Consider the following 13,579-nt stretch of genomic DNA (forward strand, 5'->3'; position numbering starts at 1 on the left):
TGATGGAGGAGTTCCGCTTGCGTTCTTCCTCCGGAAAGGTTCCCCATGGCTCCGCGCATCCTGCTGGCCCGCCACGGACAGACCGAGTGGTCCCTGTCCGGCAAGCACACCGGCAGGACGGACGTACCCCTCCTGGAGGAGGGCCGGCGCGGTGCCAAGCTGCTCGGGGAGCGCCTGCACCGGGCGCCGTACGAGGGCCTGCCCGCGGCCGAGGTGCGCACCAGCCCGCTGGCACGCGCGCGTGAGACGTGCGAGCTGGCCGGTTTCGGCGACCGCGCGCGGGCCTGGGACGCGCTGCTGGAGTGGGACTACGGGGCGTACGAGGGCATGACCCCGGCGGACATCCAGGCCGTCCGGCCCGGCTGGCTCATCTGGCGCGACGGCGTCCCCGAGGGCGAGACCCTCGCCGAGATCACGGCCCGGGCGGACGAGGTGGTCGCCTGGGCGCGCTCGGCGGACCGGGACGTCCTGGTCTTCGCCCACGGGCACATCCTGCGCTCCATCGGCGCGCGCTGGCTCGGCCTGCCGATCGACTTCGCGGCCCGGATACGGCTCAACCCGACGTCCCTGTCGGTGCTGGGCTGGGCCTACGGCGAGCCCGCGATCGAGAGCTGGAACGACCTCGGCCACCTGGCCCAGGACGGGTCCGCACAGTCCCTCCTGCCCCGCGACGCCTGCCGCTCCTAGGTCGTCCGGGGCAGGGAGGCGTACCGGTCCAGGAACGCCGACACCCCCGAAGCCCTCCGGTGCGGTGCCAGCACCCGCGCGGTGGCCGCCAGCATCGTCTGGATCCGGGACGACTGGACCTCCTCCAGCAAGTCCAGCACCCGCATCCCCGCCATCGCGGCCTCGTCCGGCCGCCCCCCGCGGGCCAGGTCGTCCGCCAGCTCCGCCGTGTACAGGGCGATGTTCCGCGTGAAGTGCGGGTCCTGCAGTTCCGCCGCCCGCCGCGCGTGCCGTGCCGCGCGGGGCCAGTCGCCCAGCGTCGACCAGCACTGCGCCTCCAGGCCCTCCAGTTCGGCCTCGCCGTAGAAGCTCATCCACTCGGGGTCGGCTTCCGAGGGACCCCGTTCGAAGAGGGTCTGCGCCCGGGCCAGGGCCTGCTCGCAGGCGACGCGGTCGGCGAGGCCGGCCCAGCCGCCCGCCTCGCGCAGCGCGAGCAGGGACATCAGCCGGGCCGACCCCACGGGCCGGGCGACGCGCTGCGCGGCCTGCGCCGCCCGGACCGCCTCGCGCGGCCGGCCCGCGTCGCGCGCGAGGAACGCCGTGTTGCAGAAGGCGTGCGCCTCCAGGCCCGGGTCACCCGTCATCCGGGCGGTCGCCAGGGCCTCGGCGTAGTGGGAGCGGGCGTCGTCGAAGCGGCCCGAGTCGTGGGCCAGCCAGCCCACGGAGATGGCCAGTTCCCCGGCGCCCGAGTAGAGCCGGTCCGCCGTCGTCTGCCGGGTCGCCGCGGCGTCGAGCAGGGCGTAGGCGGCGCGCAGCGGGGCGGCCGCGCGGCGGTAGAGGCCGTCGGCGCCGTGCCGGTCGTCGAGCAGCCGGATCCGGCGCACGGCTTCTTCCAGGGCGCCCGCGTCGCTCGCCCCGACGCGGCGCCCGGGGCGCTGTGCCGCCGAGGCGTCGCGGGCGAGGCCGACGGGCCCCAGTGTGGCGGCGGCCACCGTGGCGCCCCCGCCGGTCATGAATGCGCGACGTAGCACGTCGCTCTCCTCGTAGGTGTCGTGCGGGTGGTGCGGGTCGTACGGGTCCTGCGTGACATACGGCTCGCACGCCCCGCTGGTCTCACGCGTGGCGTCCGCCGGGTTCGTGGTGCGCGTCCAGGGCGCGTTCTCGGTGTCGCGCGCCCGGCGTCCGCGGACGGACGAGCGGGGCGCGAACCCCAGGTCGGTGAGCGTGCGGCCCGGGAACATGTGCAGGAACACCCGTTCGTATGCGTAGTTGGGGCAGCGGATCTCACCCGCCTCGACCCGGCCGATGTAGCGCGCGTCACAGCTGACCTGCTCGCCGATCTCCAGGGCGGCCCGGCGGATCAGCGCGGCGAACTCGGCCGGTGAGCGCTGTCCGCGCAGCCGCCGGAAGGCGAGATTCGGCCGTGCAGGCCGATCGGGTCGAGACGAGGTCGCCGCTGACGACGCCATGGCCGGGTCCTCTCGTGCGAACCGTCGAACCATGCCGGATACACGGCGACTTGGGACGTTTCGTCCGCATCGTCGGCCCTGTGTCCGGCGAGCAAGAACGTACCTGCTGTGTCGGAGTCCTCACGCTGAGTTTGGCTACAAACCGGATATCTCATCCGTGATCTGCCATGAAGTGCCATCCTTTGCGGCTGACTTCCGCCGTAGCCGTTGACGGACCGCCGCGTTGAACCCTGTGGACCGGGAGGAGGCCCCGTCTCCCGACCGCTCGTCCAAGCAGGGGTTTTCGTGGTGGAGGCCGGGATGACGACCAGCCGGATCAACGATCCTCGTACGCCGCCGAGTACGCCGGCGGTGGGCTGCGATGTGGTGACGGTGCCGGCGCGGCAGGGGCTGGAGGCGGTCGACATCCTGCGGCGCGGACCGGGGGAGGCGGTGGGGCCCGTGCTGCACGACGACGGGGGCGGCACGCTCGGCTTCCTGGTCCCCCCGGGCACGGCCGCGGCCTGGGACGTGCCGGGCAGCACCTGCACGGGGACCGACGGACGCGGCCTGACCCTCGCGCCCCGGCCCCCGGTCGAGGGCTCGGACTGGCTGCTGCCGCCGGGAGAGGCGGACCTCGCGACGGACCCGGCGGTGCTGCGCAGAGCCCTGGGCGAGGCCGCCCGCACGATCGAGGCGGCCGACAGCTGCCGTTGAGGCGGCGGCTGCGTCGAGGCGGCCGCCGCGGGGGCAGGGCCGCGTTCCGGCGGGCGTACGTGCCGCTCACCGGGGCGCCCCGATAATGACCCCATGGGAAAGTCCAGGAGCGGCCGGCGCCGGCAGGCCGACGCGCAGTCCGTCGTCGAGAGGGTCGACGGCGGGCTCGCCGAGCTGATCCCCGACCGCGACCGGCCCCGCGCCCGGACCCTGGTGATCGACGGAGCTCCGCAGTCGCACGTCGACCCGGACGACCCGGCCCATCTGTCCTTCGAGTACCAGCGCCGCCTCGGACACGTCGTCGACCTCGTCGCCCCGCCGGGCCGGCCGCTGCACGCCGTGCATCTCGGAGGAGGCGCGTTCACCCTCGCCCGCTACCTCGCCGCCACCCGCCCCCGCTCCACCCAGCAGGTCGTCGAGCGGGACGCGGCCCTGGTCCGGCTGGTCCGCCGCGAACTGCCCCTGGACCCGAACGCGCGCATACGGGTGCGCTCCACCGACGCCCGCGAGGGACTGGCCAAGGTGCCGGACGGCTGGGCCGACCTCGTCATCACCGACGTGTTCAGCGGGGCCCGGACGCCGGCCCACCTGACCTCGACCGAGTTCCTCGACGACATCCGCAGGGCCCTCAGGCCGGGCGGGGTGCACGCCGCCAACCTCGCCGACGGGCCGCCGCTGACCCACCTGCGCGGCCAGATCGCCACCGCCGCGGCCCGATTCGAGCAACTCGCACTGATCGCGGACCCGGCGGTGCTGCGCGGCAAACGCTTCGGCAACGCCGTCCTGGTCGCCTCCGACGCGCCGCTGCCGATCGCCGAGCTGACCCGCCGCGCCGCCTCCGACCCGCATCCCGCACGGGTCGAGCACGGCAGGACGCTCCTCGACTTCACCGGCGGAGCCGTGCCCGTGACGGACGTCGCCGCGGTGGCGTCGCCGGCCCCGCCGACCTCGGTGTTCCGCTGAGCCCCGACGCCGGTCAGTAGGTCCCGATCTCCACCCGCGGCGGCCCGTCGTGCCAGGTGCAGAACACCGACACCCGCTCCGCGCCCCGGGAGAACTCCACGCGGATCCACGACTCCGTCTTCCACACCTGCATCGACCAGCCCGCGCCGGGAGTCGCCGAGACGAGCGAGGCGGACGCCGGCCCGAGGTCGAACACCGCCCGGCCGCCGTCGGTGGCGTAGCTCTTGACCCGGCCCGTGGCGGCGGGTGAGGGGGAAGGGCCGGGTGTCCGGGTGGGGGAGGGCGCCGGCTTCGCCGTCGTCGAGGGTGGTGCGGCCGAAGGGGTCCGCTTCGGCTCGGGTGCGCGCTCGCGCGGTGTGGCCGGCGGCGTCGGCTCCGGCGCCTTCGCCTCGGCGGCCTTGATGGGCAGGGCCCGCGGCGGGTCGTAGGCCGTGCCCGCCATCACCGTGTGGACACCCCACCACGACAGCGTGACCGCCGCGCCCGTGGCGAGCAGCCAGGCCAGTGCGTGAACGAGTCCTCTGCGCATCGCGGGCCATCCTGCCTCACGGGTCCCGGGCGTTGTCCACACACGGACCCCGCGGGTGCACTCGTTGTCCCCACCACGGAAGTTGTCCACAGGCCCGCACCCGGCTGTGGGAGATGGCGTACGGTGCGGCGCATGGCAAGTGTGCTCGTGGTCGAGGACGACCCGTTCGTACGCTCGGCGCTCATCCGGCACCTCACCGACGCCTCGCACACCGTGCGCAGCGTCGGGACGGCGCTGGAAGCGCTGCGCGAGGTCGCCCATTTCCGTTTCGACGTGGTCATCCTGGACCTCGGACTGCCCGATCTCGACGGGTCCGAGGCCCTGAAGATGCTGCGCGGCATCACGGACGTACCGGTGATCATCGCCACCGCCCGGGACGACGAGACGGAGATCGTCCGGCTGCTGAACGCCGGGGCGGACGACTACCTCACCAAGCCCTTCTCGGTCGAGCACCTCTCGGCCCGCATGGCCGCCGTGCTGCGCCGCGCCCGCTCCGCCACCGGGGAGACGGAGCCCTCGCCCGTGCTCCGCGTCGGCGGCCTGACCGTCGACCCGCTGCGCCGCCAGGCGGAGTTGGACGGCGCCCGACTGGACCTCACCCGCCGCGAGTTCGACCTGCTCGCCTTCCTGGCCCGCCGGCCCGGAGTCGTCGTCCCGCGCAAGGAACTGCTCGCCGAGGTCTGGCAGCAGTCCTACGGTGACGACCAGACCATCGACGTCCATCTGTCCTGGCTCCGGCGGAAACTGGGCGAGACGGCCGCCAACCCCCGTTATCTGCACACCCTGCGGGGCGTCGGCGTGAAGCTCGAACCGCCCGGGGCGGAGGCGCCGCGATGAGGTGGGCCCTGGTCAAGGTGTCGCTGGCCGTGACCACGATGGTCGTGCTCGCCTTCGCCGTGCCGCTCGGGCTCGTCATCCGCGAGATGGCCCGGGACCGTGCCTTCTCCAACGCCGAGCGGGAGGCCGCGGCCGTCGCCCCCGCCCTGTCCATCACCACCGACCGTGACCAGCTGGAGCGGGTCGTCGCCTCGGCGGGCTCCGACGCCGGGATGGCCGTGCACATACCCGCCGGGGACGGCCAGCGCGCCCTCCGACTGGGGCGGCAGCGCGCCGCCGGCCAGGACATCGCGGCCGTGCGAAGACTGGGCCGCGCCTCCACCACCAACGTCCCCGGCGGCTCCACGCTGCTCCAGCCGGTCGCGCTCAGCACCGGCGAGATCGCGGTCGTCGAGGTGTACGTGCCGGAGTCCGAGGTCACCAACGGCGTGGGCACGGCCTGGGCGGTGCTCGCCGGGGTGGGGATCGCGCTGATCGTCGGTTCCGTCGCGGTCGCCGACCGGCTCGGCGTGCGCATGGTCCTGCCCGCCCGGCGCCTGGTCGAGGGGGCGCACGAACTGGGCGAGGGCAAGCTCGGCGCCCGTGTCCCGGAGGAGGGCCCGAGTGAACTGCGGCTCGCGGCGGTCGCGTTCAACTCCATGGCCGACCAGGTGGTGCAACTGCTGGCCAACGAGCGGGAGCTGGCGGCCGACCTGTCCCACCGGCTGCGCACGCCCCTGACCGTGCTGCGGCTGAACACCGCCTCGCTGGGCGAGGGACCGGCCGCGGAGCAGACCCGGACCGCGGTGGAGCAACTGGAGCGCGAGGTCGACACGATCATCCGTACGGCCCGGGAGGCCAAACCGCAGACGGCCGCCGCGGGGCCCGGCGCCGGGTGCGACGCCGCCGAGGTGGTGCGGGAGCGGATGGCGTTCTGGTCCGCGCTCGCGGAGGACGAGGGCCGCAAGTGGCGGGTGGCCGGGGCCGACCGGCCGGTGCGCATCCCCGTGGCCCGCGCCGACCTGGCCGCCGCGCTGGACGCGCTGCTCGGCAACGTCTTCCGGCACACCCCGGAGGGCACGGCCTTCGCGGTCGACGTGCACAACGCCGAGGACGCGGTGATCGTCCTCGTGTCCGACGCGGGACCCGGCATACCCGACCCCGAGGCCGCCATGGCGCGCGGCCGCGGCTCCGGCAGCGACGGCTCGACCGGGCTCGGCCTGGACATCGTGCGCCGGCTCGCGGAGTCCACGGGCGGGGACGTCCGCATCGGCTCCTCGGTGCTCGGCGGGACCGAGGTGCGCATCTGGATCCAGCTGGACGGACGCGCCCCGTCCGGCGAAGGGCACCGCCGCCTGCGGCGCCGGCGGCGCGGCCGGCCGGCCGCGGCCTTCAAGCACTCCTGAGGCACCGGGCGCCGGCCAGGGGGCGGTCGCACAAGCACCCGTGAGGCGATGGCCCACGGGTCGGTCACGTTTCGACAAATGGATGATGCGGCTCTTGACGCATGGCCGCACTACGACTGTTATTGCGCCACCGTGTTCGGTCAAGTTGATTTCTGGTCGATTGCGACCGGCTTTCGCGCCGCACCCACGTGACCGAACCCTGCCCTCAGGAGCCGTTCATGCGCGATCTCTCCCTCCCCGCATCCACCCGACCCGCTCCCGGCCGCCGCACGGTACTGCGCGGCATGGGCGGCGCGGCCCTGCTCGGCGCGGGCATACCCCTGCTCGGCGCCTGCGGCGGCAGCGGCACGGCAGCCGACCCGAAGACGGTCAGCCTGGGCTCGAACTCCTCGGACGCGGTGCCGAAGAAAGCCTTCGCGGAGATCTACGCCGCCTTCACGAAGAAGTCCGGCATCGAGGTCGACGTGAACACCAAGGACCACAACACGTTCCAGGAGCAGATCAACTCCTACCTCCAGGGCACGCCGGACGACGTGTTCACCTGGTTCGCCGGCTACCGGATGCAGTTCTTCGCCGCGAAGAAGCTCGCCACCCCGATCGACGACGTGTGGCAGAAGATCGGCGGGAACTTCCCCGAGGCGATGAAGAAGCTCAGCAAGGGCGAGGACGGCACGTACTACTTCGTCCCGCTGTACACGTACCCGTGGGCGGTGTTCTACCGGAAGAGCGTCTTCGCCCGGCACGGCTACGAAATCCCCGCCACCTGGGACGACTTCGTCGCCCTGTGCAAGCGGATGCAGAAGGACGGACTCGTCCCGATCGCCTTCGGCGACAAGGACGCCTGGCCCGCGATGGGCACCTTCGACCAGATCAACTTCCGCACCAACGGCTACGACTTCCACGTCGAACTGATGGCGGGCAAGGCCTCCTGGACGGACGCAAAGGTGCGCAAGGTCTTCGACCACTGGACGGAGATCCTGCCCTACCACCAGGAGGGCGCGGTGGGCCGCACCTGGCAGGACGCGGCGCAGACGCTGGTGGCGAAGAAGGCCGGCATGTACGTGCTGGGCACGTTCGTCGGCCAGCAGTTCACCGACAAGGCCGACCTGGACGACCTCGACTTCTTCGCCTTCCCCGAGATCGACCCGCAGTTCGGGCAGGACACCGTCGAGGCGCCGACCGACGGCTTCATGCTCTCGAAGGACCCGAAGAACAAGGCGGGCGCCGTCAAGCTCCTGGAGTACCTGGGCACAGCGGAGGCCGAGGAGATCTACCTCAAGTCCGACCCCAACGTCGTGGCCGCCTCCACCAAGGCCGACACCTCCGCGTACAGCGCCCTGCAGAAGAAGGCCTACGAGATGATCTCCGGCGCGAAGAGCCTCACCCAGTTCATGGACCGCGACTCCCGCCCGGACTTCACCTCCACGGTGATGCAGCCCGCGCTGCAGAACTTCGTGCGCAACCCCAAGGGCGTCGACGGCATCCTGTCGTCGATCGAACGCCAGAAGAAGACGATCTTCGCGTCGTCCTGACCCGGACGGAGAATCGACGACCCGGATCCCCATGACCGCCACCCCCGCCAAGGTCCCGGAGTCCGCCGACGTGCCGGCTCCGGGCCCCGCCCCCGCGCCCCCGCCCCTCCACGCCTCCGGGCAGCACCGGCGGCTGCTCACCCGCCGCGACCGCATCACGCTCGGCCTGATGGCCGGCCTCCCCACGCTCCTGCACGTCACCCTCGTCTGGTTGACAGCCCTCGCCTCCGTCGCGCTGGCCTTCACCACCTGGGACGGCATCGGCTTCGACTCCATCCGCTGGGTCGGCCTGCAGAACTTCGAGCAACTGTTCACCAGCAACCCGCAGTTCTGGCCCGCCGTCGAGCACAACGTCATCTGGTTCGTCGTACTCATCCTGCTGCCCACACCGTTCGGCCTGTTCCTCGCCGTGCAACTGGACAAGAGGATCCGCTACAGCCGCGTCTACCAGACCGCGTACTTCCTGCCGGTCGTGATGTCGCTCGCGGTCATCGGCTTCGTCTGGCAGCTGGTCTACAACCCCGACACGGGCCTGATCAACAGCGTGATCGGCGCCAACGAGCCGGGCCACTACATCGACTGGATCGGCGACCCGGACCTCAACCTGTGGGCCGTGCTCGTCGCCGCCTCCTGGCGGCACACCGGCTACATGATGATCCTCTACCTGGCCGGCCTGAAGAGCGTCGACCCGGCCCTGCGCGAGGCCTCCGCCCTCGACGGCGCCAACGAGTGGCAGACGTTCAGGAACGTCGTCTTCCCGACGCTGCGGCCCACCAACACCGTCGTCCTGGTCGTCACGATCATCGAGGCGCTGCGCGCCTTCGACCTGGTCTTCGTCTTCAACAAGGGCGCCCAGGGCACCGAACTGCTGTCGATCCTGGTCACCAACAACATCATCGGCGAGTCCAGCCGCATCGGATACGGCTCCGCCATCGCCGTCGTGCTGCTGGTGATCTCCCTCGCGGTGATCATCCCGTATCTGATCGCCACCTTCCGGAAGGAGCGGCGCGCATGAGCACCGCGAGCGCGCCGGCCGGGCGGCGCACCCCGATCCGGCCGGCCCGGATCCTGCTGCACACCTTCCTCGTCGTCACCTCGCTGGCCTGGCTCGCGCCCCTGCTGTGGGCGCTGCTGGCGGCGATGCGGCCGTACGCGGAGACCAGTGAGAAGGGCTATGTCTCCTGGCCCGACCGGCTGACCCTCGACAACTTCACCCAGGCCTTCCAGCAGTCGGACATGCTGCACTACCTCGGCACCACGCTGCTGATCTCGGTCCCGGCCGTGCTGCTGACGCTGCTGCTGTCGTCGATGGTCGCCTTCTACGTCAGCCGCTTCGACTTCCGGCTCAACCTGGCCCTGCTGCTGGTCTTCACGGCCGGCAACCTGCTGCCCCAGCAGGTCATCATCACCCCGCTGTACCGGCTGTACCTGCTGATCGACCTGCCCGGCATCACGATGAGCGGCAAGCTCTACGACTCCGCGCTCGGCCTGGTCCTCATCCACGTGGCGTTCCAGTCCGGCTTCTGCGCATTCGTGCTCAGCAACTACATGCGCTCGCTGCCGCACGAGCTGACCGAGGCCGCCCTGGTCGACGGCGCCTCCGTGTGGCGCATGTACGCGCAGATCGTGCTGCCCCTGTGCAAGCCGGCCATGGCCGCCCTGGCCACCCTGCTGTCCATCTGGATCTACAACGACTTCTTCTGGGCCATCGTGCTCATCTCCACCGGCGAGAACATGCCGATCACCTCGGCGCTGAACAACCTCTCGGGGCAGTACTTCACCGACCCCAACCTGGTCGCCGCCGGCGCCCTGCTCACCGCGATCCCGACCCTGATCGTGTACTTCGCGCTGCAGCGCCAGTTCGTCAGCGGCCTGACCCTCGGCGCCAGCAAGGGCTGACCCCGAGCCGGCAAGGGCTGACCCCCGCGCCGGCGGGCCGGTCCCCCCCGCGTGGCGGGGCGCGGCACCGCCCTGAGCGTGCCGCGCCCCGTCCTCCGGTCCCGCCGTCAGACCGCGTCGACGTCCGGCAGCGTCCCCGTCCGCGCCGCCCGCGCGTACCAGTGGGCGCTCGTCTTCGGAGTGCGCTCCAGCGTCGCGTAGTCCACGTACACCGCGCCGAAGCGCTTGCCGTAGCCGTACGCCCACTCGAAGTTGTCCATCAGCGACCACAGGAAGTAGCCCCGCACGTCCGCGCCGTCGGAGATCGCCCGGCGGACCGCCGACAGGTGGCCGTGGAGATAGGCGACCCGCTCCGGGTCGTGCACCCGGCCGTCCGAGTCGATCTTGTCGTCGTAGGCCGCGCCGTTCTCCGTGATGTACAGCGGCAGGCCCGGCGCCTCCCGGGTGTAGCGCATGATCAGCTCGTGCAGGCCGGTCGGGTCGATCGTCCAGCCCATCTCGGTGCGGTCGCCGGGCGTCTGGTGGAAGGCGACGTCGTCCGCGGCCGGCCACGGCGAGTGCTCGCTCGACCCGTGCCCGTCGGCCCGCGGCGCCTTCGCCGACGCGTCCGCCGCCGAGACCAGGGAGGGCGTGTAGTAGTTGAGGCCCAGCGCGTCCAGCGGCTGGTGGATCAGCGCCAGGTCGCCGTCCAGGACGTAGTCCCAGTCCGTGAGACTCGCGGTCGCCGCGTACAGCGTCTCCGGGTAGGCGCCGTGCAGGAGCGGCCCGTGGAAGACGCCGTTGGCCAGGTCGTCGATGCGCCGGGCCGCCGCCAGGTCCGCCGGGTCCTGGGAAAGCGGCCGCACCACCGAGGAGTTGAGGCTGATCGCCACCGAGTTGCGGGCCGGCATCGCCGACCGCAGCGCGGTCGCGCCCAGCCCGTGCGCCAGGTTCAGGTGGTGGGCGGCACGCAGCGAGGCCGCCGGGTCCGTCCGGCCCGGCGCGTGCACCCCGGACGCGTAGCCCAGGAACGCGCTGCACCACGGCTCGTTGAGCGTGATCCACTGCTCCACCCGGTCGCCCAGCGCCTCGCCGACGATCTGCGCGTACTCGGCGAACCGGTACGCCGTGTCGCGCTCCGGCCAGCCGCCGGCGTCCTCCAGCTCCTGCGGCAGGTCCCAGTGGTAGAGGGTGACGGCCGGCTGGATGCCCTTGGACAGCAGCTCGTCCACCAGGCGGCGGTAGAAGTCCAGGCCCTTCTGCACGGCCGGGCCCCGGCCCGTGGGCTGCACGCGCGACCAGGAGACGGAGAAGCGGTAGGCGCCCAGGCCCAGCTCCGCCATCAGCGCCACGTCCTCGCGGTAGCGGTGGTAGTGGTCGACAGCGATGTCACCGTGGTCGCCGCCGGCCGTCTTGCCCGGCGTATGGCTGAAGGTGTCCCAGATCGACGGCGTACGCCCGTCCTCCCGCACCGCGCCCTCGATCTGGTACGCGGAGGTCGCCGCGCCCCAGAGGAAGGCGGGAGGGAAGGTCACCGGGGTGGCCGGGTTCTCGGAGTCAGGCATGGAAGCGCTCCCAATGAGGTCGTGGAGACCGTTGGCTGAGGGGGAGGAAAGGAGAGGAAGAGGAGGAAGGAAGGGGAGGAAGGGGAGGGGCCGGAGCGGTGCCGGCCCGGCCCCTGGGGACAGGGCGTCAGCCCTTGACGGCGCCCTGCATGATGCCGCCCACGATCTGCTTGCCGAAGATCGCGAAGACCAGCAGCAGCGGCAGCGTGCCCAGCAGCGCGCCCGCCATGATCAGGGACTGGTCGGGCGTGTAGCCGCGGCCGAGGCCCGCCACGGCGACCTGGACGGTCGGGTTGCCGGTCTGGGTGAGCACCAGGAAGGGCCACAGGAAGTCGTTCCAGGTCTGCACGAACATCAGCATGCCGAGCACCGCCATCGCGGGCCGTGCGGCGGGGAAGACCACGTGCCACACCACCCGCCAGCTGCTCGCGCCGTCCACCCGGGCGGCTTCGATGATCTCGTCCGGCAGCGCCTGGAGCAGGTACTGCCGCATGAAGAACACACCGAACGCGCTCACCAGCGACGGGAAGATCACCGCCTGGAGCTGGTCGGTCCAGTCGAGCTTGGCGACCATCATGTACAGCGGGATCACGCTCAGCTGCGGCGGCACCATCATCGTGCCGATCACGATCAGCATCAGCGCGTTGCGGCCCTTGAAGCGCAGCTTGGCGAAGGCGAACCCGGCGATCGTCGACAGCACGACGATGGTGAGGGCCGAAATGCCCGCCACGATCGTGGTGTTGAGGAACGCCTCGCCCAGGTTGGCGTCCGTCCAGGCGATCTCCAGGTTCTTGAACAGGTTGGAGCCGAACCAGAACGGCGGCGGCGTCTGCGCCAGGCGCTGGTTGTCACGGGAGGCGGCGATCGCGGTCCACACCAGCGGGAACAGCGACACGATCGTGAACAGGATCAGGATCGCGTACGCGATCGGACCGCCGTGCAGGGTCCCGCCGGCCCGCGCCGACTTCGGCAGGCGCGAACGCTTGGTCTGCCGGGCGGGCGTGGTCTCGGGGGGCGTCACAGTCGTCGTCACGGCCACACCTCCTAACTACTGGCGCGCAGCCGGCGCGAGATGACGTAGTTGACGATGCCGATGACGATCAGGATCAGGAACATCGTCCAGGCGATCGCCGAGGCACGGCCCAGGTGCTGGTTCACCCAGCCCTGCTCGTACAGGTACAGGCCGAGCGTCTGGAACTGGTGCTCCGCACCGCCGGAGGCGCCCTTGTTGGCGTCGAACAGCAGCGGCTCACCGAAGACCTGGCTGGCACCGATGGTCGACACCACGGCCGTGAACAGGATCGTCGGACGCAGCGACGGCAGCGTGACGTGCAGGAACTGCTGCCAGCGGCTCGCCCCGTCCAGCGCGGCCGACTCGTACAGGTCCTGCGGGATCGCCTGCATCGCGGCCAGGTAGATCAGCGCGTTGTAGCCGGTCCACCGCCAGATGATGATCGTCGACACGGCGATCTGCGAGGGCCACTTGTCGCCCTGCCAGTCGACCGGGTCGATCCCGGCGAAGTCCAGCGCCCAGTTGATCATCCCGTAGTCACGCCCGAAGAGCAGCACGAACACCAGGGACGCGGCGGCGATCGAGGTGGCGTACGGGGCGAGCATCGCGACCCGGTAGAAGGTCGAGGCGCGCAGCTTGTAGTTGAGGATGTGGGCGATGCCCATCGCCATCAGCAGCTGCGGGACGGTGGAGATGATGCCGATGGTCAGCGTGTTCTTCGCCGCGTTCCAGAAGAACTCGTCGTCGAAGATGCGCGTGTAGTTGCGCAGTCCCACCCAGTTCATGTCGGTGGGCGCGGTCAGCTCGACCTGGTGCAGCGAGGCCCATCCCGTGTAGATCAGCGGGAACAGGCCGAAGGCCACGAACAGCAGGAAGAACGGCGAGACGAAGGCGTACGGGCTCCAGCGCACGTCCCGCTGCCAGCGGCGCGACAGCTTGGCCCGGCGCTTCACCTCCTGCTCGGAGACGGCGTCGGCGGGCGGGCGGCCCGGGGCCGCGCCCCCCTCCTTGGCGGGGGGCGCGGCGGTGTCGTGACGGGTGGCCATA

Annotated in this window: 13 protein-coding genes; 8 read left to right on the forward strand and 5 right to left on the reverse strand. The window is 71.6% G+C overall.

The window, feature by feature from the left end:
• The first annotated feature begins 45 nt into the window (after window positions 1–45).
• The gene (locus ACIGAQ_RS10235; RefSeq protein WP_362275153.1) at window positions 46–687 is read left to right on the forward strand and encodes a histidine phosphatase family protein; all 642 of its coding nucleotides are present in this window, start codon (window positions 46–48) and stop codon (window positions 685–687) included.
• Here the strand turns inward: ACIGAQ_RS10235 and ACIGAQ_RS10240 are convergent.
• Window positions 684–2,135, reverse strand: a complete 1,452-nt coding sequence (locus ACIGAQ_RS10240) for a hypothetical protein (protein WP_399781098.1) — start codon at window positions 2,133–2,135, stop codon at window positions 684–686. The genes ACIGAQ_RS10235 and ACIGAQ_RS10240 overlap by 4 nt on opposite strands.
• A gap of 300 nt (window positions 2,136–2,435) precedes the next feature.
• Here ACIGAQ_RS10240 and ACIGAQ_RS10245 point away from each other — a divergent pair, with 300 nt between their 5' ends.
• Together ACIGAQ_RS10245 and ACIGAQ_RS10250 are read left to right on the forward strand one after the other, a co-directional pair.
• Entirely contained in the window at window positions 2,436–2,831 is a 396-nt protein-coding gene (locus ACIGAQ_RS10245; protein ID WP_311688115.1) for a hypothetical protein, read from the forward strand.
• A 93-nt stretch (window positions 2,832–2,924) separates the two neighbouring features.
• Window positions 2,925–3,794: a spermidine synthase gene (locus ACIGAQ_RS10250; protein WP_399781101.1), complete on the forward strand. Its 870-nt coding sequence runs from the start codon at window positions 2,925–2,927 to the stop codon at window positions 3,792–3,794.
• Between the two features lie 13 nt (window positions 3,795–3,807).
• Here ACIGAQ_RS10250 and ACIGAQ_RS10255 read toward each other — a convergent pair whose 3' ends face one another.
• Complete coding sequence (locus ACIGAQ_RS10255) at window positions 3,808–4,323, reverse strand: hypothetical protein (protein WP_399781104.1); 516 nt, start codon at window positions 4,321–4,323, stop codon at window positions 3,808–3,810.
• Window positions 4,324–4,455: 132 nt separating this feature from the next.
• Here ACIGAQ_RS10255 and ACIGAQ_RS10260 point away from each other — a divergent pair, with 132 nt between their 5' ends.
• The 5 genes from ACIGAQ_RS10260 to ACIGAQ_RS10280 all read left to right on the forward strand — a co-directional run bounded on the left by ACIGAQ_RS10260 (window position 4,456) and on the right by ACIGAQ_RS10280 (window position 9,976).
• Window positions 4,456–5,160 carry a response regulator transcription factor gene (locus ACIGAQ_RS10260; RefSeq protein WP_362275143.1) on the forward strand — a complete coding sequence of 235 codons (705 nt, stop codon included), beginning with the start codon at window positions 4,456–4,458 and terminating at the stop codon, window positions 5,158–5,160.
• On the forward strand, window positions 5,157–6,545 hold the full coding sequence (locus ACIGAQ_RS10265; RefSeq protein ID WP_399781107.1) for an ATP-binding protein: 1,389 nt from the start codon (window positions 5,157–5,159) through the stop codon (window positions 6,543–6,545). Before ACIGAQ_RS10260 ends, ACIGAQ_RS10265 begins: the two co-directional genes overlap by 4 nt.
• 218 nt (window positions 6,546–6,763) lie before the next feature.
• The gene (locus ACIGAQ_RS10270; protein ID WP_399781110.1) at window positions 6,764–8,077 is read left to right on the forward strand and encodes an ABC transporter substrate-binding protein; all 1,314 of its coding nucleotides are present in this window, start codon (window positions 6,764–6,766) and stop codon (window positions 8,075–8,077) included.
• A gap of 31 nt (window positions 8,078–8,108) precedes the next feature.
• Window positions 8,109–9,092: a carbohydrate ABC transporter permease gene (locus ACIGAQ_RS10275; protein ID WP_399781113.1), complete on the forward strand. Its 984-nt coding sequence runs from the start codon at window positions 8,109–8,111 to the stop codon at window positions 9,090–9,092.
• The gene (locus tag ACIGAQ_RS10280) at window positions 9,089–9,976 is read left to right on the forward strand and encodes a carbohydrate ABC transporter permease (protein ID WP_311688122.1); all 888 of its coding nucleotides are present in this window, start codon (window positions 9,089–9,091) and stop codon (window positions 9,974–9,976) included. Before ACIGAQ_RS10275 ends, ACIGAQ_RS10280 begins: the two co-directional genes overlap by 4 nt.
• A gap of 107 nt (window positions 9,977–10,083) precedes the next feature.
• On the opposite strand, the gene ACIGAQ_RS10285 is transcribed toward ACIGAQ_RS10280, so the two are convergent.
• From ACIGAQ_RS10285 to ACIGAQ_RS10295, 3 genes are all read right to left on the reverse strand, one after another.
• Entirely contained in the window at window positions 10,084–11,520 is a 1,437-nt protein-coding gene (locus ACIGAQ_RS10285) for a GH1 family beta-glucosidase (protein WP_311688123.1), read from the reverse strand.
• A gap of 127 nt (window positions 11,521–11,647) precedes the next feature.
• Window positions 11,648–12,553 (reverse strand): carbohydrate ABC transporter permease, encoded by a 906-nt coding sequence (locus tag ACIGAQ_RS10290; RefSeq protein ID WP_311688124.1) that lies wholly within the window; start codon window positions 12,551–12,553, stop codon window positions 11,648–11,650.
• Between the two features lie 11 nt (window positions 12,554–12,564).
• Entirely contained in the window at window positions 12,565–13,578 is a 1,014-nt protein-coding gene (locus ACIGAQ_RS10295; protein ID WP_399781117.1) for a carbohydrate ABC transporter permease, read from the reverse strand.
• Window position 13,579 lies beyond the last annotated feature (1 nt).

It is taken from the genome of Streptomyces sp. NPDC085932 (genome assembly GCF_044540525.1).
Taxonomy (GTDB): Bacteria; Actinomycetota; Actinomycetes; order Streptomycetales; family Streptomycetaceae; genus Streptomyces; species Streptomyces levis.